The organism is Kitasatospora sp. NBC_00315, from assembly GCF_041435095.1.
Classification (GTDB): Bacteria; Actinomycetota; Actinomycetes; order Streptomycetales; family Streptomycetaceae; genus Kitasatospora.
This window is the reverse complement of sequence record NZ_CP108025.1, coordinates 329041-350502: the sequence shown is the minus strand read 5'-3', so window position 1 is coordinate 350502 and position 21462 is coordinate 329041. Positions and strand designations below refer to the sequence as shown.

Genomic DNA, 21462 nt, shown 5'->3' with positions numbered 1-21462 from the left:
GCAGGATCTACTCCGGAAACATGGTTCACATCCCGCGGAAGCGGGTTCTGGTCGATGCCCTCGCATCCCTTCCCCCTGAGCAACACGAGCGGTTGCTGCGTTCGGAAACGGGACTGATCGAGTTCCTGGACCGCCGGCTCCGAGGCAGAGAAGGGCAGACCTCACCGGGCAGGCACTCCTGAAAGTCGATCAAGGGTTCACCAGCCCGGTCCGTGGCCGGCGGCTGGCGGCTGGCGGCGATCAGGAGGAGCCGTCTGCGCAGCAGGCGTCGGGGTCGGGGATCAGTCCGGTGGCGAGGCCGGCGAGGCCGCACTGCTCGTCCGCGCACACGTCCGCGCACACGTCCGCGATCCAGTGCCCGAGTTGGGCTCCTTCGCGGCCGGTCATGATGGCCTGATTGTATGTGTTTCCGCAGGGGTCTTTATCCTCCCCTTTGACCTCCCTATCTTATTCGTGGGCACACTATCTCGGTGTGACGGAAGCCATTCGAGAGGAAAAACCATGCTCGCCATGCGCGCCTGTGTTGTCGCCGCCATCTCCGTCATGCTCGCCGGCACCGGGGCCACGGCCTCGGCTCAGACCGTCAGTCGCTTCGACGACGGCAGCTTCGAACACCCGAGGGCGACGGTCAACGGGTTCACCGATCTGACCGCGGGGCAGGACATCGGACCGTGGCACGTCACCGCAGGCAGCGTCGACCTGATCGGGGCCGGCTTCTGGCAGGCGGCGGAGGGGGACCAGTCCATCGACCTCAACGGCAGCAATGCCGGTGAGGTGACCCAGACCTTCACCACCCTCCCCGGTGCGACCTACACCGTCACCTACGCTCTGGCCGGGAACCCCCAGAGCACTCCGGTCCTCAAGAGTGGCAGCGTCCTCATCGACGGGCAGAACTTCCAGGACTTCTCCTTCGACACCACCGGTAAGACGCGCACGAACATGGGTTATGTCAACCGGCAGTTCACCTTCCAGGCAGCCAATCCGTCCACCGCCATCTCCTTCGCCAGCACGACGCCGAGCGCATACGGTCCGGTCATCGACGACGTCCGGATCGAACGCTGCGCCCCCTGCCCGCCCTGCGGCAACGGCTGACCGAAGCGTCAGGCCGGCTGAGCGGGTCCAGGAGGGCAGGCCGGCTGGGCGAGCCCACCTGGCGCTCGCCCAGCCGGCTCGGGGCCGGCCGCTCGCGCTCCGGCGATCCGGCCTGCCCGCCGGACTCGATCGCCGCGAGATGCGCCCGGCCGAACTGCGCGTCGCCTGGACCCGGATCGAGGCCGAGGCCGCTGAGAAAGCCGGTGCCCAGGTGTAGGAGGAAGAGCACCGTCGAGGCGCGTACGGGCAGGACCGCCACGACCAACGGCGGCGTCGAGACCGAACTGCAGAACGCCGTCAGGTTTCTCGACCGTCAGCAGTGGACCGCCGAGCCCGTAGGCAGTTGTAGCGGCGGAGACCGGTCTTACCGGAACGCGGCGACATGGCGGGCGGCCCAGTCGGCGAAGGGGCGCGGGGCGCGGCCGAGGACCCGCTGGACGTCCGGACTGACGCGCAGTTCGGCCGGGCTCGGAGAACCAAGGATCTCCAGAGTGTCGTCGGCGAGCTCCGCCGGCATGCTCTGGGTCATGACCGTCTTGGCCTCGTGGCGAGTGAGCTCGTGAAACCTCACCGGCGAGCCCAGCGCGGCGGCGATGGCTGCCGCCTGCTGACGCGGAGTGATCACCTCCGGGCCGGTCAGCTCGTAGACGGCGCCGGTGTGCCGGTCGTCCAGCAGGCAGGCCGCGGCGACCGCGGCGATGTCCGCCGGGTCGATGATCGGCACCCCGACGTCGCCGAAGGGTGCGGCCACGACCTGTTGCGCGCGGACGGAGTCGGCCCACCACAGAGCGTTGGACGCGAAGCCGCCCGGTCGCAGGATGGTCCACTCCAGGCCGGACTCCCGCAGTGTGTCCTCCAGCGCGCGCATCGCGATCCGCGTGCGGCCGGAGGGCCTGGTCGCCACGCCCAGCGTGGAGAGCAGGACGACCCGGCGGACCCCGCCGGCCGCAGCTTCGCCGATGATGTCGGCGGGGTTGGCTCCGGTGGCGTGCAGGCCGCCGGACAGCAGCAGGAACAGCGACTTCGCCCCGGTCAGCGCGGGCTTGAGGCCGGCCGGCTCGGCCAGGTCGGCCACCAGGTGGCGGACGCCCTTCGGCACCGCCGCCGGGTGCCGCGACACAGCGGTCACCTGCTGGCCCGCCTCGACCAGTGCCTGAGTCAACGGCAGGCCGACATTCCCGGTAGCCCCGGTTGCAACGATCACGATCAGCTCCTTGTCAGATGTTCTCCGTGGCCTTCACGCTAGGAGTAGGGACTAACGTTTGGTAAGGACATACCCCGAGGTAAGCTCATGACATGGGGGCAAGCGTGCAGCATGGACAGGCCGAGTCGGGGAAGCGGTATGACGTGTTTCACACCGACTGCCCCGCGCGTGATGTGGTCGACCATGTGACCAGCAGGTGGGGCATCTGGGTGTTGATCTCCTTGCGGAGCAACAGCCTCCGGTTCTACGAGCTGCGCGAGAGCATTCAGGGCATCAGCGAGAAGATGCTCGCCCAGACACTGCGCGCGCTGGTTCAGGACGGCCTGGTCTGGCGGGAGGTCGAGCCGACGACACCGCCCCAGGTCACCTACGGGCTGACCGAGTTCGGCGCGGACCTCGGCGAGCCGCTGACGGAGCTGTTCGACCGGATCACTCGGCGGCTGTCGTCAGACAGCGCGGGTTAGCACGGTAGCCGCTGGTGCACCTCCGCGACGCGATGGACGACCAGCTGAGCCGGAGCTTCGCCCTGATCCAGGAGCGCCCTCTGGCCGCGCCTGCGCCCCTTGGGAGTTGACGGGGGATCCGGAAGCCTGGCCCCGTCCGACCGGCCGCTCGAGTCCGGCTGCAGGGTCCCGTGTACGGCGGCCGGCCCGGGCCCCTGCAGCGCGGGCCGGCCGCCCGGCCGTCCCAGCATGGCTTGAGACATGATCGGGACATCTCACGTACAAGCCGGTGATCAAGGAGGCCCTAGCCTGAAGACCTTCGACATAAGGAAGTTGGCACATCCCATGCGCTCACGAATCGCTCTCGTCGCACTCGCGGCCACCGCGCTCGCGGTAACGGCCACCGCCTGCGGTCCGGACAACAGTGACCCGGCCTCCGCGAAGGGCGCCGCTCCCACGAGTGCTGTCGCCGCGTCAACCGCTCCTTCTGCCGCAGCGTCCACGACCGCCGCGCCGGCCACGTCGGCGAAGCCTGCGGCCGCCTCCGCCTCCGTCTCTGGCTCTGGCTCTGGCTCTGGCTCTGGCTCTGGCTCTGGAGACAAAACCGGTTACGGCCAGGCCTGCGGCGCCAACGACCTCACGTTCAGCGCGAAGTCGGAGACCCAGGCCGGCGGCTACATCCAGATCGCCGCCAAGGCCAAGCCCGGCATCACCTGCGTCCTGTCCGGCGTGCACCCGGTCATCGCCTTCGGCTCGGGCGGCATCGAGGCCGGCAACGCCGAGCAGGCCGTGGGCCGGCCGATCACGCTCACCGGCTCCGCGGTCGCCTATGCGGGGATCAACCCGAAGAGCACCAACGACAATCAGGCCGTCGAGTTCAAGGACGTCATCATCGGAATCGGCGATGCGGACCAGAACCCCGCGAGCATTCCCGTCGGCACCGTCAAGGTCGACAAGCCGATCGTCACCAACTGGCACACCGATGCGAAGGACGCTGTTCCAGGCGTCTGAACATCCCGCTCCGAGCACCTCGCGGCCGCCTCCTCCGTGATCGCCGGTGGCGAGGACCGCGGTCCGGGAGACGATCCGGTGGCTCACCCACGCTCTGCAAGAGGTGGCGGCGAGGCAGATGTCCGTGACCGGCCTCGCGGTGGTGCTGAAGTCGTGCGCGACGACGCCCGGAAGCCACGCCCTTCCCATGCTCCCCGGTGTGACCGATCCGGCCGAGCTGCCGATCCCCTTCGAGGACGCCCTGAAGGCCGGCATCGCCCGTCGAGGCGCCGGCGACGGTCGGCGATTCCACGTGCCGACGGGGGCGGTGCCGGGAGGACCGGCCACCGCCCCCGTCGTGCGTCAGGAGGTCGCGACGCCGTTCGAGTACCCCTTCATGAAGTAGGTGCCGAACCCGTTCTGCACCGGGTCACCGCTGTTGTTGGCGCAGTGCAGGATGCCTCCGCCACCGGCGCCGTTGAGGCAGACGGTCATCAGGTCGGTGAGGACGACCCCGGGGGTGTCGGGGATCTCGTAGGCCCGGTCGGTGTAGATGTCGGCCTGCAGGTTGAAGAAGCAGTAGCTGCCCAAGCCCCAGGCCCGATGGTTGCGGACGGAGTCGGCGACCTTGTACGCGGCGTAGCCGCGGGTGGCGCCGTGGCTCCAGGCGGACTGGGTGGGGACGTCGTAGGGGTGCTCGTTCTGGAAGAAGTAGGTGCGGCCGTGCTCGCCCTTCCAGTGCACCTCGTACTTCTGGAAGTGCTCGACGAACAGGCCGTACACGGTGACCCGGTCGCCGTTGACGAGGAGGCCGGTGCCGGCGGGGTTGACCGCCCAGCCGACGCTGCCGTCGAGACCGTGGTCGGCGCGCCAGATCCAGACGTGGTCGACGATCACGTCGTTGCTGTCGATCCGGATGCCGACCTCGGTGCCGCCGGGCACGAAACCGCCGACGCGCACGAAGACGTCGAAGAGCGCGGTGGGGCGGGCGGAGTGGTCCTTCCGGCTGTGGCCGTCGCCGACGCTGAGCAGGACGCGGGAGCCTGCGGAGGCGGTCTCCAGGAGCACCCCGGCGACTGTGACGTCGTCGACGTCGTCGACCTCGACGAGCGAGTTGCCCTTGACGGCCTGGAGGGTGGCCAGGCCCAGGCCGAGGATGACGGTCCCGGGTCGGGACACCCGCAGCGGGGCGGAGAGCGGGTAGATGCCCGGGGTGAACAGCAGGTGCTGGCCCTCGGAGAGAGCGTGGTTGAGGGTCTTGGCGGAGTCGCCCGGCTTGGCCACGTGGAAGCGGGACAGCGGGATGCTGTGCCCGGCGGCCTTGCCGGCGGCCCAGGTGGTCCCGGTGGAGTCACGGCGCAGGGCGGGGACGAAGACCTGGTAGGAGCCGCGGGCGTCCACGGTGAGGAACGGCTTCTCCCGTATGACGGGGGTGCGGTCGACCGTCGTCATCGGAGGCGCGGGGAAGCTCTGGGCGGGGGCGCCCTGGGTGCCGACGAAGACCATGTTCCAGTTGGATCCGGTCCAGCTGCCGAAGGTGTCGTTGCGGGACAGCCACTGCTGCTGCGAACCCGACTCGACCTGGCCGTCCACCAGGCTGTCGGCGAGGAAGCCGCCGCTGGACCAGCGGTTGCCGGGCGGGCTGGGCCACAGGGTCATGTTGCCCTTGACGTGGGTGCGGCGCATCGGGGCCGCCTGGGAGACCGCCCAGCGCTCCAGGCCGTCCGGCGGGACGATGCACAGGTTCTCGGCGGCCCGCCAGAAGTTCTGGGTGCCGTTGCCCTCGAACCACTGTGCGTCGGAGGTGACGTGACCGTTGATCACGACGTCGTCGGGGCTCTCGCCGAGGCCGAGCACGTGCGTGTAGAAGCCGACGTTGACGTCGACGGTGTAGGTGCCCGGCTTGAACGCCAGGACGTGGCGCTCGGTGCCGAACTGGTTGGACTCCTGGATCTTGAACACGGCGTCGACCTGAGCCTGGATCGCCGCGTCGCCCATGGAGGGGTCGAAGACCAGGACGTTGGCGCCCAGCCCGGTGGTCCCGCGGGATTCCGACGCGGCGTGGGCCGCGCCGCTCGAAAGGCTGCCGACCACGGGCAGTGCGGCGGCGACCGCGGCGGCGCGGAGCACGGTCCGGCGGGGCGGGGTGACAGACATGAATCTCCCAGGCGTGGTGGATGGACGGGGAGGGCCCGGGGCAGGTTCCCCACGGCTTGAGAGCGCTCTCCCGCGCTGGGAAGTGAATCACCGGGACCGTGCGGCGTCAATGACTCCGGATCACCTGTGACGGTGGAGCATCGGATCAGTCTCGCGGCTCTACCGGTGGGGCCGGGCCGTCTTCTGACGGCCTGTCGGCCGCAATGGTGCCGTTGTCGCAGGTGGAAGCAGGTGCAGTAGCGGGTGCAGTGGCGGGTGCAGTGGCGGGTGCAGTGGCGGGTGCAGTGGCAGGGCCGAGGCGGTGGGTCGGGACGACGGAGCGTGGGGCACGGCGGACGTCGGGGTGCCGGGGAGGGGAAGGTCGGACGCCCCGGACGGGTCGCGGCCACCGGCAGGCGCTGATCCGGTCACCGCGCGGGAGCGCTCTCCGTGGGAACGGCCACCGGATCACGTCCGCGCCCGAGCGACGGGGCGACGGGGCGACGGAGCGGCGGGGCAAGGAGCAAGGGAGCAGTGGAGCAGCGCGGTGGTGGTCGGGCATCGCGTAGTCGATCACCACGCAGGTCCTGAAACCTCTTCCCCCAGGAGCCCGGACGTGGAGATCAGGGTTCCGGTGCGCATCGCGCAGTCCACCGGCGGCCAACGCGTCGAAGCCGCGCTGCCGTTCCTGCTCAGGGGCATCGATACCCTCGTCGACGAGCTCAACGCCACCCACGAGAAGCACGGGACCGAGGCCGAGTACGCGCCGTTCGGCAAGGGTGACGTGGACGTGCCGGAGACCGAGCGGGAGAAGACGCCGGGCGTGCACTCCGCCGCCATCGACCACGACGCCGCCGCCCTCGCCGATCGGATTCACGACCTCCTCGTCCGGCCCTGAAACGGACGGCCCGCCGCTGCGGCCTCGTCGACGCGGCGGTGGGCCGTGTTCGTCCTCGGTCTCGACGCCCAGGGTGAATCACGGACCGAGCTGCCTGGCTGTGAGGTCTTCCGCCCTGCCTCGGGGCGGTCCCGGCCGGCGGCCGGGGTGGGCAGGGCAGCCGGCCGGGGTGGCCTGGCCGGCCTACCGGGCCTTTCCCCGGGGATAGACCTCGGCCAGGAGGTCCAGCAGGTACTCGGCGACCGGCTCCGGAGGACCGGCTCGCACCCAGGTGTAGACAGCGGTACGCGAGCGTCCGTTGAGGCTCTGCAGGATGTATCCGTCGACCAGGCCCTCGGCACCCTCGCGCTCGCGGGCGAGAATCTGGCGGGGCCGGTTCAACTCCTCGACCGGGATCAGGGTCTCGACGTCCTTGGCGTCCGGGCGGTCCCGGAACTGGTGCACCCATTGCGTTTGCATACCAACCATCGTTCCCTTCTGCGGCCCGGCCAACCGGCCCGTCCAGAAATCCCAGGCCGGCGAGGAGGAGCGATGCCGGTGTCCGTCCGGCCCCGCAGCCGCTTGACCAGGACCGGAAGCCTCCGCTGCCGGCGGTTGCGGTGACCGCCGCCGCAGTAGAAACGATCAAGCGGTGGCGGTGGCGGTGGCGGTGGCGGTGGCGGTGGCGGTGGCGGTGGCGTCTCGGCCTGGTCGGTGGACCATGCCGATCTCTCCGGACGGAATCCGGGCCCGCCCGCGTCGCAGCCGAGGCTGGGACACGTGCGGGTGACCGCCCGGCGGGCGCCGGGCGGCGGCCTGGCCGTGCCGGGTACGGTCACCGGATGGTGAGGACATTGCGGTTGGCGGTGGCGCAGAGCACGGTGCCGGAGGATCCGGGGGACCGGGGAGCGGTCCGTGCGGCGGGGGAGGAGATCCGGGCCCTGATGGTCGAGGCGGCCGGGGCGGGCGCGCGGCTGGTGCAGTTCCCGGAGGGGGCTCTCGTCTACCCGCACAAGCGGGTGGTGGCGGCCGGCCCCGACGGCACCCTGGCGCCTGCGGACTGGTCCGGCGCCGGGTGGGAGGTCCTGCGCGAGGAGGCGGAGCGGATCGCGGCCCTTGCCGGCGAGCTGGGCCTGTGGACGGTCTTCGGCTCGCTCCACCCGCTCACCCCGCCGGCGCGTCCGCACAACAGCCTCTACGTCGTCTCCGACCAAGGCCGCCTCGTCGACAGGTACGACAAGCGGTACCTGTCGCACACCGAACTGTCCTATCTCTACACCCCCGGCCGGCCCGAACCCACGGTCTTCGACGTGGACGGCGTCCGCTTCGGCCTCGCGATCTGCATCGAGGCGAACTTCCCCGCCCTCTTCGCCGAGTACGAACGCTTGGACGTCGACTGCGTCCTGCTGTCGGTCATGGTCGACGACCCCGCCCGCGCCACCGTCGCCCAGGCCTACGGCACCCTCTACAACTACTGGCTCGGCTACGCCGTCGCCGCCCAATTCGCCGCCGGCGCCCCCGCCGGCATCGTCGCCCCCGGGGGTCGCTGGCTCACCCGCGCCCCCGCCCACAACCGACCCGCCCTCGCGATCACCGACCTCGACCTCCACTCCACCGACCCGGACATCGACATCGCCCTCCGCTACGCCAGGCCTTGGCGCCGGCGCGCCCGCGCCGGCCTCTACACCGACCACCGCGCCGCCGACGACCCCAGGAGCGGCAGCCGCACCGCGTTCTGATTCACGGGCCCGACGGCGAGTTCTGCTCCGGGGAACCGGTGAGCCTGCCCGCCCCGACACGGACCGCCCTGGTGAGTTCCGGGTGTCGGCGCGCAGGCGCAGGTCACGGCCGCCGCCTCGGCTTGTGTCGCGTCCCGGCCCGGACGGCTTTCGGCCCGGCCCCGACCCCGGCCCCGGCCGCCGCACCCCGGCCGCCGCACCCGGACCGTACCGCCGGGACCGTGCGTGGAGCAGGCGTCCCGGACCGGTCCGGACCGGGACGCGCGTTCGTCCGTACCGGGCGGGGCGTCAGGAGACGCGCCACACCTGGTTCGCCCCGCCGTTGCCGCTCCACTGGTCCAGCGCCGTGCCGGCGCTCGTGGAGTGGTCGGGGACGTCGACGACGAGTCCGCTGCTCATGCTCCGGAGCACGTAGGAGGTGTTCGAGGGTGAGGCGTAGTCGCCGACCGCGTCGAAGGCCCAGAGCTGGTTCGCCGCCCCCGAGCACGTCCACTGGACGAGGGCCCCGCCGGGAGCGGTTGACGCGCCCGAGACGTCGAGGCACTTGCCGCTCTTCGCGCTGACCACGCTGAACACGTTGCCGTACGCGCGGCGCAGGTTCCAGGTCTGGTTCGCCCCGCCGTTCGCGGGCCACTGGACGACGGCTGCGCCGTCGTCCGCCGAGGCGCCGTTCACGTCGACGACCTGGCCGCTGCCCACGCCGGTGAGGACGTGGTTCCCTTCCCCCGGCACCGAGGAGTCGGCCGACCAGGTGCCGGCCGACACGTCCAGCGACCAGGAGCCGAACCACCCGACGTTCAGCGTCGGTCCGGAGACCGTGATCGGCAGCCAGACCATCCGGGAACTTCCGAGGTCTGCGGGGTTCCAGCGGTCGCCGGCGTAGACGTACGTGGTGCCCGCCGACCCGCTGACCTGGATGATGTTCGCCGTCTGGGTGTTGTAGGTCGCCGTCCCGGCGGGCGCGAAGTTCGTGAACGGCGTCCAGGGGCCGCCGAGCGAGGTGGCGCTCGCGTAGACGTTGTCGTTGGTGTTCCAGCCGGTCAGGTGCGAGCCCAGGATGAAGTAGCGGCCGCCGGACTTCATCATCGCCGGTGACTCGTAGCCGGGCAGCAGGGCGACACCGGAGGCCACCGAGAGGTAGTCGGAGGAGAGTCGCTCGACGCGCAGGCCGTGCGCCCGGTCCTCGGTGAGCAGGTAGGCGCTTCCGTCGGTGTCCTGGAACAGGCTCTCGTCACGACTCTCGAACCCCAGCGGCCGGAAGCTGCCCCGGTAGGTGTAGGGACCGCAGGGCGTGGCACTGGTCGCCACCCCGACCTTCGCCTCCGCGTACGTGGGGTCGTCGATGTGGAGGTACATCACGTACGTCGACGTCGAGGCGTTGTAGACGACCTTCGGCCGTTCCACGACGCGGTCGGGCCCGAGGTCGCCACCGGCCTGGCGGGGCAGGGCGCTGCTCCTGAAGGTCCAGTTCCGCAGGTCGGTGGAGGAGAAGCAGGGGATCGAGCGGAAGGGCGCGTCGCCCGCCGACTCGCCGCCGTTCTTGTCCTCGCCGAAGCCGTACCAGGTGCCGCCGGATTTCACGATGCCCAGACCGTGCATCTGGAGCTGGTTGCCGTTCTGGTCGTTCCAGGCCGCTCCGGGCGCGAACGTGCTGACCGTCGCCGCGCGCGCGTCGAGCGGCGGCGACAGGAGGACCGCCACAACGGCCAGGAGAACGGCGCATGCCCAGCGCAGCAGTGGTACCCCGGGGCCGAAGATCACTTTTGACATGGTTCCCGCCTTCCCTCGCGCCTTCCGAAGTTCCCCGGAAGGCCGCCGGACATCGTTGTCAGTCCGGAGCGTGGGCGATCTGCGCACGAGAGTCAACATATTCGACAGAAAATCAAACAAACCGCACATGACCGGGTCGCCGTGTCCTCCGGCCGGCCGGGCGGCCACCTCCGCCCCGCGTTTCGAGGGCCGGTTGCCAGGGTGACGCCGGCGCCGTGTCCCCGGGCGCCTGACCCAACACCCGCCTACGTCGCGAAGGCCTCCAGCAGCGCGTCGACCTCGCGGGTGACGCCGGCCAGCGCGGCCTCCGAGTCGGAGGCCCGGGCGAGCAGCATGCCCGCTTCGCAGAGGGCGCCGAGCAGCAGGTGCGTGCGGATCTCGAGGTCGCCGGCCCGCAGCCGGCCTTCGGCCGTGGCGTTGGCGAGACCCCGGCGAAGCAGCGCGACGCTGTACTCGGCCTCGATCGCGCGGATGCTCTCCCACCCGAGCACGGCCGGCCCGTCGAGCAGCAGGATCCGCCGTACCGCGGGGTCCAGGCAGGTGCGCAGGAAGGCCGCACAGCCGGCCCGGACGGCGGTCAGCGCGTCCGGCGATCCGGCGGCAGCTGCGGCCAACTGCTGCGCGCGGCGCTGCTCCTGGTGGACGAAGGCGGCCCGCAGGAGTGCGGTCTTGCCGTCGAAGTGGTGGTAGACCGCGCCCTTGGTGACGCCCGCCGCGCGGGCGATCCCGTCGATCGACACGGCGGCGTAGCCCTCCCGGCCGAAGAGGGTGATCGCCGCGTCGACGATCTCTCCGGTGGTGTTCTCCGAGCGGTCCGCCTGGGTCCTTCTGGCCACTGCTGCCTCCTCTTGACACCAGATACTAACGGTACGTAAGTTCCATACCGCAAGTACGTACTGCCGGTATGCAACTAGCTTCCCACTGGGGGAGAGGACAGCTCATGACAGACACCCAGTCCCAGGAACCGGCCGCGTCGGCCACGAGCACCACCCGCACGGGCCGAAGCGACCCGAGCGACCCCAAAACCGCGAGCACCGGTGCGGCCGACTTCGCCGACCGCTGGTCCGCGTTCTGGGCGGAGCCGGACCCGGCCTCGCTGGGCACCCTGAGCCACCCCGAGATCGTGCTGCACTGGCCCGGTCGCCCCGAGCCGATCGTCGGCCTCGACCACTGGCAGGCTCAGGTGGCCGGCACCCTGGAACGCTTTCCCGACCTGCGGTTGCGGGTGACCGCTCACGCTCGGAGCGGGAGCGTGGTCTTCATCGGCTGGGAGGCCACCGCCACGGTGGACGGCCGGACCGCCGTCTGGGAGGGCGTCGACCGGATGCGGCTGGTGGGCGGCCTGGTGGTGGAATCCACGGTCGTCTTCGACACGGCCGCGCTGCGCGGGCGCTCCGCCTGAGAGCTGCCCGGCGGCCCGGCCACGGGGCGGGCCGCCGGGCGGTCCACCGCCACTGAAGCAGTTCCAGGCCGCGTTCCGCGAGCGCACGGTGAGTGTGCGGGAGATCATCGGTGGCTGCGGGAGAGCGTGCCGCTGCCGCCGGGCCCGGTGCCGGTGCCGGGTCGGGTGCCTCCGGCCTCGGCCCTGCGGCTCACGGTGCGGTCGCTTGCGGCTCACCGCTCGACAGGGCGTGTTCGGGCGAGGTCAGGCCGGAAGTGCCATGTCGTCCTCCGGAGATGTGACCTTCGGCCCCCTGACAACTGTCGACCGGCCTGTGACGCTGGTGGGAGGGGGATGCGACAGGACCGGATGTGACCGCGCTATCGCCCTGGGCGCAGACGTGGAGCACGCACCGCAGCGAACGGCTCCACGCGCGCGCACGGCGCCCGGAAGGATCAGGAACTCCGTCATCGGCCTCCCACCGTTCATCCCCGCCCCCACCGGTCATCGACGGCCTGCGTCCCCGCGAGCGGCCCTGTACTGGTGCCTGCTGGTCATCCTGCTGCTGGTGGCCGGCGTGGCCATGGGCGGATACCTGATCCACACCCGGCTGGAGCGCAGCGCTGACGCGCTGAACAGTCATCTGGAGCCGGGCAAGGACAAGCTCGGCGAGCTGATGGACTCGGTGCACGAGCACCAGCTGCGCTTCCTGAACACGACCGACCGGCTCCCCGCGACCCATGCCGGCTCCTGGTGGTACCAGGGCCAGGAGGTCCGCGACCGCTCGTCGGAGCTGATCCTCCTGCTCGACCCCTACCCCGGGCTGAAGCAGCCCGCCCAACGGCTCGGTCTGGCCGTGGACTCCTGGCTGGCCGCTGACCCCCGGACCGGCGATGCCCCGCTGCAGCGGATCGAGAACGTCGCCGCTGCCACGGACGCACTGATCAACGAGGTGCGGGCGCACGTGCGGGCCGACGCGGCCGACGACCGTGACATCTTCCTGCTCTACTCCGCCGCGTCCACCGGGGCACTGCTGCTGTCGGCGCTGGTCATCTCGCACCGGGTTTCGCGCCGCATCATCCTGCCGCTGTCCTCCCTCGAACAGCAGCTTCGGCGGACGGCGACCGATCCGCCGGACACGCCCGCGCCGAACCCGGTGCCGGGGTGGCCGGCCCGGCTCTCGGAGGATGCCGAACGCCTGCACCTGCGGCTGCGGGAGCTGCACTGGGAGTCCCGCCGCGACCAGGAGGCGCTGGAGCAGAACGGCGAGTCGGCGCTCGGGCTGAACCGCATCCTGACCGCCCAGGGCACGGCCGGTCCCGGCGTGAGCGCGTGCGGCGAGATGGTCGCGGCGGAGGGGATCCTCGCGGGCGACTACTTCGACACCATCGCCCTGCCCGACGACAGCACCGCGCTGATCCTCGGTGACGTCTCCGGACACGGCGTCCAGGCCGGACTGCTCGCCGTGCAGCTCAAGGGCGCGGTGGTCACCGCGCTGCGGCTGGGGCTCGGCCTGGAGGCGGCCGCCTTCGCCGCCTGGTCGATGCTGGCGGACGAGGAGGAGCGCTTCAGCACGCTGGCCCTGATCCGGATCGACCCCCGTACCGGCTCGCTGCAGTGGCTCAACGCCGGGCACGAGGAACCCCTGCTTCGACGGCGCGACGGCGCCCTGGAACGCCTGGCGACGACGGGTCCGCTGGTCAGCTCACTGATACCGGGGACCACCGAGCCCTGGCAGGCCAGGACCACCCGCTTCGTACCGGGCGACCTCGTGGTGGTGACCACGGACGGCATCACCGAGGCCAGGAGCCCGACCGGTACGCAGTTCGGCGAGGAAGCGGCCGGCGACTGCGTCCGAGGGCTCCCGCACGGCACGCCTCCCGCCGAGGCGGTGCGAGCGCTGTATCTCGCCGTCGAACAGCACGGCGCCGACTGGCAGCGCGACGACACCACCATCGTGGCCGCCACGCTCCGCGCCGCGCCCACCGCCGGCTGACCCGGACAACTGCTCAGCGGGCCGAGGAGAGTCGACCCCTCCGGGGGTGCCGGGTCGAAACGACCGCACCGCCGCCCCTGCGCCACCCCGCGTGCGGCGAACAACGGGCCGAGCGGGAGGCGGCCGGCCTGCGCGAGCCCGGCCACGACGCGCTGGTCCCGTTCGACCGCTTCCTCATCGGCTGACGCAGACTCAGTAGCGCCAACTCATGTGCCGGTAAAGAGCTCTGATGAGCGTGAGCTCCCACCGTGTCCGTGCTGACGCGGGCTGACGCGTGCTGATGCGTGGGGTGCGTTCGCTGGGGCTCCCGGAAGATGAATGCGCCGGGCTTCTTGTTGAACGGATGGCTGATCGGCATGCTGCATGCATGACATTTCTCAGTGCACGGCCAGGGCGCCGCGCGTGGAAGAGAGCGCTCTCATTGATACCCGTGGTCGCGCTCACGGTGGCGGCCACCGTGAGCGGGACGGCGAACACCGAGGCGGCGGTGCCCCCGGCACCGTCGGGCTTCTCGCTCACCTGGAGCGACGACTTCAACGGTGGGTCCGGGACCGGTATCGATCAGAGCCTGTGGAAGTACGACACCGGGCCGGGCAGCAACTTCGGCACCGGTGAGATCGAGACCATGACCAGCAGCACCTCGAACGTCTACTACGACGGCCAGGGTCATCTGGTGCTCCAGGCCCTGCATTCCGGTTCCGACCCGCGGGGCGGATGGACCTCCGGGCGGGTGGAGACCCAGTCGGCGTCCTTCGGCGCCCCGGCGGGCGGAGTCGTGCGTATCGAGTCCGTCCTGCAGCAGCCGAACGTCAACACCGCCAACGGTGCCGGGTACTGGCCGGCGTTCTGGATGCTCGGCGCACCTCTGCGCGACGGTGTGACCTGGCCGAAGTCCGGCGAGGTCGACATCATGGAGGACATCAACGGCCGCGGTTCCGTCTTCAGTACGATCCACTGCGGCGTGAACCCGGGCGGTCCGTGCAACGAGTCGACCGGCATCGGCTCGGGCGAGCGTGCCTGTTCGGGCTGCCAGAGCGGCTTCCACGACTACGCGGCGGAGATCGACCGCTCGGTGTCACCGGAGCAGATCCGGTTCTACCTCGACGGGAACAACTTCTTCACCGTCAACGCCAACCAGGTGGACCCGACGACCTGGTCCGACGCGATCGACCACCCGTTCTTCATCATCTACGACCTGGCGATCGGCGGCGGCTTCCCGGACGCCTTCGGCGGGGGCCCGAACGCGGCCACGGTCTCGGGCGGCAAGCTGGTCGTCGACTCGGTGGCCGTGTACAACAAGGGTCCCGGCTCCGGTGGTGGCGGCGGCGGTGGTTCGGTGACGGGCCAGTCGATCACCGGTCCGGGCGGCAAGTGCGTGGACGTGGCAGGTGACGACACCGGCGGCGACGGCACGGCGGTGCAGCTGTGGGACTGCCAGTCGGGGGCCAAGGACCAGCACTGGACCTGGAGCGGCCAGACCCTGCAGACCCTCGGCAAGTGCCTGGACATCGTCGGCGGCAACAGCGCCGCAGGTACGAAGCTGCAACTCGCCACGTGCAACACCGGTGGCTACCAGTCATGGGTGCGGCAGAGCGACGGCTCGCTGCGGAACCCGGCCAGCGGCCGGTGCATCGACTCGCCGTCGGCTGCCACCGCGAACGGTACCCGGCTGCAGATCTGGGACTGCAACGGCTCCGGCGCCCAGAAGTTCTCCATCGGCACTCCGATCTACGCACCGGGCGGCAAGTGCGTGGACGTGGCGGGTGAGGACACCGGCGGCGACGGCACCGCGGTCCAGCTCTGGGACTGCCAGCAGGCGACCTCACTCGACCAGAAGTGGACCTGGAGCGGCCAGACCCTGCGCACGCTCGGCAAGTGCCTGGACATCGCCGGCGGCAACAGCGCCGCGGGCACCCAGCTCCAGCTGGCCACGTGCAACGGCGGCGGCTACCAGAACTGGGTTGCCAACACCGACGGTTCGCTGTCGAATCCCACCAGCGGCCGGTGCATCGACTCGCCGTCGGGCGCCACCGCGAACGGAACCCGGCTGCAGATCTGGGACTGCAACGGCTCCGGCGCCCAGAAGTTCTCCCTGGCCTGAGAGTGAGCGGGACCTCGGCCGTGCACGGCGAGGTGCCGGACCTGCGTTGACGGCGCGGTCGTGGGCTGCTGCGGGGCACCTCCGCTCCGCAGCAGCCCACCCTCGGCGGACGCACCGGCGGCGAGACCGGTCCGCGCACCGGCAGTGAGACCGGTCCGCGCACCTGCCGGGAGCGCCGCCGGATGAGTCGAACCGTCGGAACCGCCGGCCGCCCGCCGAGTCGGCGACGCGTGCAGGTGCCCGCACGCCCTGCTCGGACCCCGTGCGGAGCCGCGCAAGTGCCGGGTGGACGAGGCAGGTGACCCGCGGGACGGAGTGAGCCGGTCCCGACGGAACAGCCCCTGCGCCGGGCTGGCCCGACACCGCCGGGACCCGTGGTTGCAGCCCCCGCCCGAGCTGCCATAGTGGAAACGAGTGAGCCTTTCAGTCGCCGCTCGGCAGCGCGAGGGCAGATCGGGCCCGGACGACGCCTGCGCCGGTACAGGTGCACGGGCCGCCGCGGCTCTGCCGCCTTCAGCCGTCACCCGACCCGGTGGCCGGGTGAACTCGGTGACCGGGTCACCAAGGCCCGGTGAGATGAACGGCAACCGATCTCAGAGGGTTACGCCATGAACGACAGGCAAGTAAGAGCCGCGATCAGCGACGACCAGTTCGATCTGGACATCCGCGTCAAGATGGTCACGAAGGCGGTCGACAGGTTCGCCATCACGGTGGCCGACACCGACAGCTGTGCCAGCACCTGCGGCGGGGAGTGCACCAACAGCTGCGCCAGCACCTGTGAGGGCGACTGCGGCGGGACCGAGACCTGCGCGACGTGTGGCTCGTGCACCTCGGAGTGCGACGGCGACGACACCGGGGGCGCGTGCGTGGCCCAACTCTTCGAGGACCACTACATCCTGGAGGTCAGTCAGGTCCGCACCGACGGGATCGCCCGCAAGGCCGTCGGAGAGCAGGTCATCCGCCGCGTCGAGCGGACCCCTCGGGAAGGCTGATGGCGACGACGGCATGGAAGGCGGCCACCTGGCGGCCGGTCGTCCGTGACGCGCAGAGCGCCGCCACGGTACGGGACACGGCCGTGGACGTGCTGTCCCGGCTGCGGGATCCCGACATCGTCGAAGACACGGCCAGGACGACCCCGCCCCACGGGCGTCCGCGCTGGACGTCCCACAGCACCGCACAGGGCACCTGCGGCCTCGCCCTGGCCTTCGGACACCTCGACCGATGCCTGCCCGGCGAGGGCTGGGACTCCGTGGCGCACCACCACCTCGCCCGCGCCGTCGCCACCACCGCGAGGGAGCCCGTGGCAGGTTTGGGGCTCTTCGCCGGCCTCGCCGGCATGGCGTTCACCACCGCATACCTGGCGAACGACGGGGAACGCTACCGGACCCTGCTCGGCGACATCGACGACAACCTGTACGCCCGAATTCCCCCGCGCCTTCCCACCCTCGGCAGGCAGGGCCTCGCCTTCGGCGCCTTCGACCTCGTCTCGGGGTGGACCGGGGTGGCCGCGTACCTCCACTCCCGGCCGCCCGGCCCGAGCCGGGACCGTGCGCTGAGCACCCTGCTCGGCCGGCTGGTCGACCTGTGCCGGGACGTCGGCGGGATCCCCGCCTGGCACACCCCCCACGCGCTCATCGCCGACGAGGGAATGCGCGAGCGGTACCCGTCCGCGGTCGCCAACTGCGGTCTGGCCCACGGCATCACCGGCCCGCTCGCGCTGCTCTCCCTCGCCCATGCCGACGGCCCGGCCGTCGCGGGGCACACCGAGGCGATCCGCCGGGCCGCGTCCTGGCTCGCCGCGCAGCACGTCGACACCGCCCGCGGCGGCGCGTACCCGGCGGTCGTCGCCCTCGGCGAGGGGGCCCCCGCGCCGTCGTCCGCCCGCGACGCCTGGTGCTACGGCAGCCCCGGCGTCGCCCGTGCCCTGTGGTTGGCCGGTACCGCGCTGGACGACCCCGGGCTCACCGATGCGGCCACGGCCGCCCTGCGGGCCGTCCTGGGACGACCGGTCCCCTGGAGGCGCATCGACTCGCCCGGCTTCTGCCACGGCGTCGCGGGCCTCCTACAGGTCACCCTCCGTTTCGCCGCCGAGAGCGGCGACGAGGAGATCGGCGCGGGCGCACGCCGTCTCGTCGGCCAGCTGCTCGGCGCGTACCGGCCCCGGTCGCGCTTCGGCTACCGCAGCATCGAATCCGACGGCACGCGCGAGGACCGGATCGGCCTGCTCGAAGGCGTCCCCGGGATCGCTCTCGCCCTCCTGGCCGCCGCCACTCCCGAGCCACCCGCCTGGGACCGGCTCTTCCTCCTGTCATGACCGCCGACGCCTCCCGCCCGCCCGACGCCTCCCGCGCGCCCGACGCCTCCCGCGCGCCCGGCGCCGCGCAACGGCACGCCGCCGCCCCGGGGCTCTACCGCGCGCTCGACTTCGTCATGATCCGCACCCCGATCCTGCCCGTCACGGACTACCCCGCGGCCGACGCCGTCACCGCCGCACCCGCCACCACACGGGTGCGCGACAACGAGGCCGCCCGGCGTGCCCTCGTCGTCTCCTCGCTGACCCTGGCGGGCGCACTTCAGCGGCCGGCCCGCACCGAACGCGACCGGCGGCGCCTCGAGTCGAGCGCCCTGCGCTACCTCATCCGCCTCAGCACCCGCCCCACCCCGTTCGGGGTCAGCGCCGGCGCCGCCCTCGGACGCTGGGGGCCGCTCACCGACATCCGCCTCGCGGACCAGCCACCCGACGTCCACGCCCGCCTCGACATGCACGCCCTCCTGCACCTCGTCACCACCCTCGAATCGACCCCCGGGATCCGGCGGGCGACGCGGGTCGTCGCGAACCCGGCCGTACTGCACCGCGCCGGACGGATCACCCTGAGCGGCGTCGAGGCACCCCACACGGCCACCGGTGGCGCCAACGTGACCATCCGCGCCACCGGCGCCGCCACCCGCGCCCTCGCTCTCGCCCGTACCCCCATCGCCTACCCCGACCTCGCCGCCGACCTCGTCCGGACCATCCCCGGAGCGACCCCCGACAAGGTCGACGACCTGCTGTTCCACCTGTGGCAGCACGCCTTTCTCCTGACGGACCTGCACCCGCCACTGACCCACCTCGACCCCGCCGGACACGTGCTCGACCACCTCGGCCGGATCCCTGCGGCCGCCGCCGCCCACGCCGAGCTCGACGCGCTGCTCGCCGCGATCCGGGACTGGGAGAAACAACCCCCCGACGTCGGCGCCGCCTCGTTCCCGATGCTCGCCGACCACGCCCGCCGAGTCACCGGTCTCGACACGGCCACACCCCTCCAGGTCGACACGGCGCTGCCCCTCGCGGCCGGCCAGGTGTCCCGCAAGGTCGCCGACGCCGCCGTCCGGGCGGCCGAACTGCTGCTCCGGCTCACCCCCTTCCCGCACGGACCGCCGCACATCACGGCGTACCGGCGCGCGTTCGAGGCCCGCTACGGAACCGACCGAGACGTGCCCGTCCTCGAACTCCTCGATCCCGTCGCCGGCCTCGGCACGCCGTCCCGGACCGCCCCGGCCGTACCCGCCGACACCACGCGGGCCGACACCCTGCTCCGCCTCGCCACCGAGGCGCTCCACGACCACCTGAGCGCGGTCGACCTCGACCAGGACACCATCGACCGGCTCACCCTCCGGGACGCCACCCCGGCCCGACTGCCCGTCTCACTCGACCTCTACGCCACGCTCGCCGCCCCGTCACCCGCCGCCGTCGACGCGGGCGACTTCCGGCTCGTGGTGGGCGCCAACATCGGCGCCGGAGCCGCCGGACGGAACCTCGGCCGGTTCGCGGGCATGCTCCCCGGAGCCGTACCCGCCCTCACCGACCTCGTCGACGCCGAACAGGCCCTGGACCCCGGACGCATCCTCGCCGAACTGGTCTACCGTCCCGAGAAGACCCGCTCGGCCAACGTCGTCGTGCGGCCCACCGTCCGCGACCACGAGGTCGGCATCCGGACCAGCGCCGCGGACGGGCCCGCCCGCTACATCCCCCTCGACGAACTCTCGGTCCGGATCACCGACGGCAGATTCGCCCTGGTCTGGGACGACGGCACGGAGGCCGTCCGGGAGGTCGCGGTCTGCGCCGGTCACATGCTCAACCACAGTCGGGCCCCCGCCGTCTGCCGCTTCCTCGCCGACATGAGCCGCGACGGCACCGCCCAGCTCGTCGGCTTCGACTGGGGACCGGCCCGCAGCTTTCCCTACCTGCCACGCCTCACCTGCGGCCCGGTCGTCCTGCGCCCGGCCCAGTGGCGCATCGACCACGCTCTGGCGCAGAAACTCACCAGGCATCCGGACCGCTTCCCGGCCGGGTTCGACGCCTGGTGCCAGCGCTGGCAGGTGCCCCGCCACACGTATCTGACGAGCAGCGACGAGGCCGCGGACCACCGCCTTCTCATCGACGTCACCGCGCGCTCCCACGCCGAGGAGGTCCGCCGAGCCCTGAACCACCTGCCGCCCGGCGGCGCCGTGATCCTCCAGGAAGCCCTACCCGGCCTCGGCCACGCCTGGGCCGCCGGGCCGACCGGGCCCCACACGGTGGAGTTCGTCGTCTCCATGATCCGCCGTGCCGCCGCTCCTCCCACCCCGCCGGCTCGTCCCGTCCGCACCCCGGTCGCCCGGGCGAACCGGCTGCGCCCGCCGGGCAGCGACTGGACCTACCTCAAGCTCTACGGCGACCGGCAGGAGGAGGACTCGCTGCTCGTCGGCAGCGTCCGGGACCTCGTCATCGCACTGGCGCCGCAGACGGACCGCCGCATCTTCCTGCGCTACGCGGACCCCGACCCCCACCTGCGGCTGCGCCTGCGAGGTGACCCCGACCGGCTCATCCCCACCCTCGGCGACTGGGCCGGCGCCCTGCTGGCGGACGGGTACCTGTCGCGGTTCGGCTTCGACGTCTACGACCGGGAGGTCGAACGCTACGGCGGTCTCGCCGCCATGGACGCCACCGAGCAGCTCTACACCGCGGACAGCCACGCCGTCCTCGACCTGCTCTCCCTGGACCTGCCGTCCCTGAACCCGCCGTCCCCCGGCCGCACCGGGCAGGCCCGGATCGACGACCTGGCGCCGGCCCTGCTCAGCATCGACGACCTGCTGGCGAGCCTCGGTCTGGATGAACACGACCGGCTGTCCTTCTACCGGCGAAGGACCAGGGGAGGGCGCCTCGCGGGCGCCGAGTACCGCACGCGCAAGGCGGAGTTCTGCGAGCTGCTGCGCAGCCCGCCCCCTCCCGGCATCGGCGGGATCCTCGCCGAGCGCCGCCGCCGACTGGAGGACGTCGCCGGCCGGCTCACCGACCTGGGCCGCCGTCGACTGCTCGGCACGTCGCTGCTCCACCTGTGCGACAGCTACGTCCACCTGCACTGCAACCGCCTGCTGGGCCCGGACCGTACGACGGAGAACGTGGTGCTGGAACTGCTCTGCCGCACTCGGCAGAGCCTGGCCTCGCGAGCCGGGTGACCTCGCCGGGCAAGGAAGATCATCCGTTCTTCGAAAGTTTCGACGGGCTGCCTTCCAGTTCGATCGCGTCGCCGAAGCCTCTTGTCCGCCCGGAGCTCCGGCTCGATCGGGCGATCATGCGCTCCAGCAGCAAGTCTCCGCAGCTGCAGGGCACTTGAGTGGACCGATAATTTCGCTTGAATCGTCGAAAGTATTGACACTCCGATGGCCCGGATCGACACTGTTCGCCGTTGACAGTCCTCAGCCACAGTCGCT

18 protein-coding genes are annotated in these 21462 nt (G+C 71.6%); 12 read left to right on the top strand and 6 right to left on the bottom strand.

The features are described 5' to 3' along the window. Nucleotides 1-240: 240 nt before the first annotated feature. Nucleotides 241-387, bottom strand: coding sequence for a hypothetical protein (locus OG823_RS01360; RefSeq protein WP_371476697.1), 147 nt, complete (start codon nucleotides 385-387; stop codon nucleotides 241-243). Between the two features lie 114 nt (nucleotides 388-501). On the opposite strand from OG823_RS01360, the gene OG823_RS01355 reads away from it, so the two are divergent. Next, nucleotides 502-1092 (top strand): choice-of-anchor C family protein, encoded by a 591-nt coding sequence (locus OG823_RS01355; protein WP_371476696.1) that lies wholly within the window; start codon nucleotides 502-504, stop codon nucleotides 1090-1092. 364 nt (nucleotides 1093-1456) lie between these two features. Here OG823_RS01355 and OG823_RS01350 read toward each other — a convergent pair whose 3' ends face one another. After that, a complete protein-coding gene (locus tag OG823_RS01350) occupies nucleotides 1457-2296 on the bottom strand; it encodes an SDR family oxidoreductase (RefSeq protein WP_371476695.1) in 840 nt (279 codons plus the stop codon). A 92-nt stretch (nucleotides 2297-2388) separates the two neighbouring features. Between OG823_RS01350 and OG823_RS01345 the strand changes: the two genes are divergently transcribed. The 3 genes from OG823_RS01345 to OG823_RS01335 all read left to right on the top strand — a co-directional run bounded on the left by OG823_RS01345 (nucleotide 2389) and on the right by OG823_RS01335 (nucleotide 4135). Further along, entirely contained in the window at nucleotides 2389-2760 is a 372-nt protein-coding gene (locus OG823_RS01345; RefSeq protein WP_371476693.1) for a winged helix-turn-helix transcriptional regulator, read from the top strand. 324 nt (nucleotides 2761-3084) lie between these two features. Continuing rightward, complete coding sequence (locus tag OG823_RS01340; protein ID WP_371476692.1) at nucleotides 3085-3750, top strand: hypothetical protein; 666 nt, start codon at nucleotides 3085-3087, stop codon at nucleotides 3748-3750. Between the two features lie 118 nt (nucleotides 3751-3868). Next, complete coding sequence (locus OG823_RS01335; RefSeq protein ID WP_371476690.1) at nucleotides 3869-4135, top strand: hypothetical protein; 267 nt, start codon at nucleotides 3869-3871, stop codon at nucleotides 4133-4135. On the opposite strand, the gene OG823_RS01330 is transcribed toward OG823_RS01335, so the two are convergent. Next, on the bottom strand, nucleotides 4093-5886 hold the full coding sequence (locus OG823_RS01330; protein WP_371476689.1) for an adenylyl cyclase: 1794 nt from the start codon (nucleotides 5884-5886) through the stop codon (nucleotides 4093-4095). The two genes, OG823_RS01335 and OG823_RS01330, sit on opposite strands and share 43 nt — an antisense overlap. A 595-nt stretch (nucleotides 5887-6481) precedes the next feature. On the opposite strand from OG823_RS01330, the gene OG823_RS01325 reads away from it, so the two are divergent. Then, entirely contained in the window at nucleotides 6482-6763 is a 282-nt protein-coding gene (locus OG823_RS01325) for a hypothetical protein (protein ID WP_371476687.1), read from the top strand. A gap of 183 nt (nucleotides 6764-6946) precedes the next feature. On the opposite strand, the gene OG823_RS01320 is transcribed toward OG823_RS01325, so the two are convergent. After that, nucleotides 6947-7222, bottom strand: coding sequence for a hypothetical protein (locus OG823_RS01320; RefSeq protein WP_371476686.1), 276 nt, complete (start codon nucleotides 7220-7222; stop codon nucleotides 6947-6949). 362 nt (nucleotides 7223-7584) lie between these two features. Between OG823_RS01320 and OG823_RS01315 the strand changes: the two genes are divergently transcribed. Further along, nucleotides 7585-8481, top strand: coding sequence for a carbon-nitrogen hydrolase family protein (locus OG823_RS01315; RefSeq protein WP_371476684.1), 897 nt, complete (start codon nucleotides 7585-7587; stop codon nucleotides 8479-8481). 288 nt (nucleotides 8482-8769) lie between these two features. Here the strand turns inward: OG823_RS01315 and OG823_RS01310 are convergent, their stop codons facing one another. Beyond that, nucleotides 8770-10251, bottom strand: a complete 1482-nt coding sequence (locus tag OG823_RS01310) for an RICIN domain-containing protein (RefSeq protein WP_371476682.1) — start codon at nucleotides 10249-10251, stop codon at nucleotides 8770-8772. A gap of 245 nt (nucleotides 10252-10496) precedes the next feature. Then, complete coding sequence (locus OG823_RS01305) at nucleotides 10497-11087, bottom strand: TetR/AcrR family transcriptional regulator (RefSeq protein WP_371476680.1); 591 nt, start codon at nucleotides 11085-11087, stop codon at nucleotides 10497-10499. Nucleotides 11088-11191: 104 nt separating this feature from the next. Here OG823_RS01305 and OG823_RS01300 point away from each other — a divergent pair, with 104 nt between their 5' ends. The 6 genes from OG823_RS01300 to OG823_RS01275 all read left to right on the top strand — a co-directional run bounded on the left by OG823_RS01300 (nucleotide 11192) and on the right by OG823_RS01275 (nucleotide 21207). Beyond that, nucleotides 11192-11653 carry a nuclear transport factor 2 family protein gene (locus OG823_RS01300; protein WP_371476678.1) on the top strand — a complete coding sequence of 154 codons (462 nt, stop codon included), beginning with the start codon at nucleotides 11192-11194 and terminating at the stop codon, nucleotides 11651-11653. 547 nt (nucleotides 11654-12200) lie between these two features. After that, nucleotides 12201-13628, top strand: a complete 1428-nt coding sequence (locus tag OG823_RS01295) for a PP2C family protein-serine/threonine phosphatase (protein WP_371476676.1) — start codon at nucleotides 12201-12203, stop codon at nucleotides 13626-13628. A 430-nt stretch (nucleotides 13629-14058) separates the two neighbouring features. After that, the gene (locus tag OG823_RS01290) at nucleotides 14059-15729 is read left to right on the top strand and encodes a ricin-type beta-trefoil lectin domain protein (RefSeq protein WP_371476675.1); all 1671 of its coding nucleotides are present in this window, start codon (nucleotides 14059-14061) and stop codon (nucleotides 15727-15729) included. Nucleotides 15730-16337: 608 nt separating this feature from the next. Beyond that, nucleotides 16338-16721, top strand: a complete 384-nt coding sequence (locus OG823_RS01285) for a hypothetical protein (RefSeq protein WP_371476674.1) — start codon at nucleotides 16338-16340, stop codon at nucleotides 16719-16721. Further along, nucleotides 16721-18043 (top strand): lanthionine synthetase C family protein, encoded by a 1323-nt coding sequence (locus tag OG823_RS01280; RefSeq protein WP_371476672.1) that lies wholly within the window; start codon nucleotides 16721-16723, stop codon nucleotides 18041-18043. The genes OG823_RS01285 and OG823_RS01280 overlap by 1 nt, the downstream gene beginning before the upstream one ends. Further along, on the top strand, nucleotides 18040-21207 hold the full coding sequence (locus OG823_RS01275) for a lantibiotic dehydratase (protein WP_371476671.1): 3168 nt from the start codon (nucleotides 18040-18042) through the stop codon (nucleotides 21205-21207). The genes OG823_RS01280 and OG823_RS01275 overlap by 4 nt, the downstream gene beginning before the upstream one ends. The last annotated feature ends 255 nt before the right edge of the window (nucleotides 21208-21462 follow it).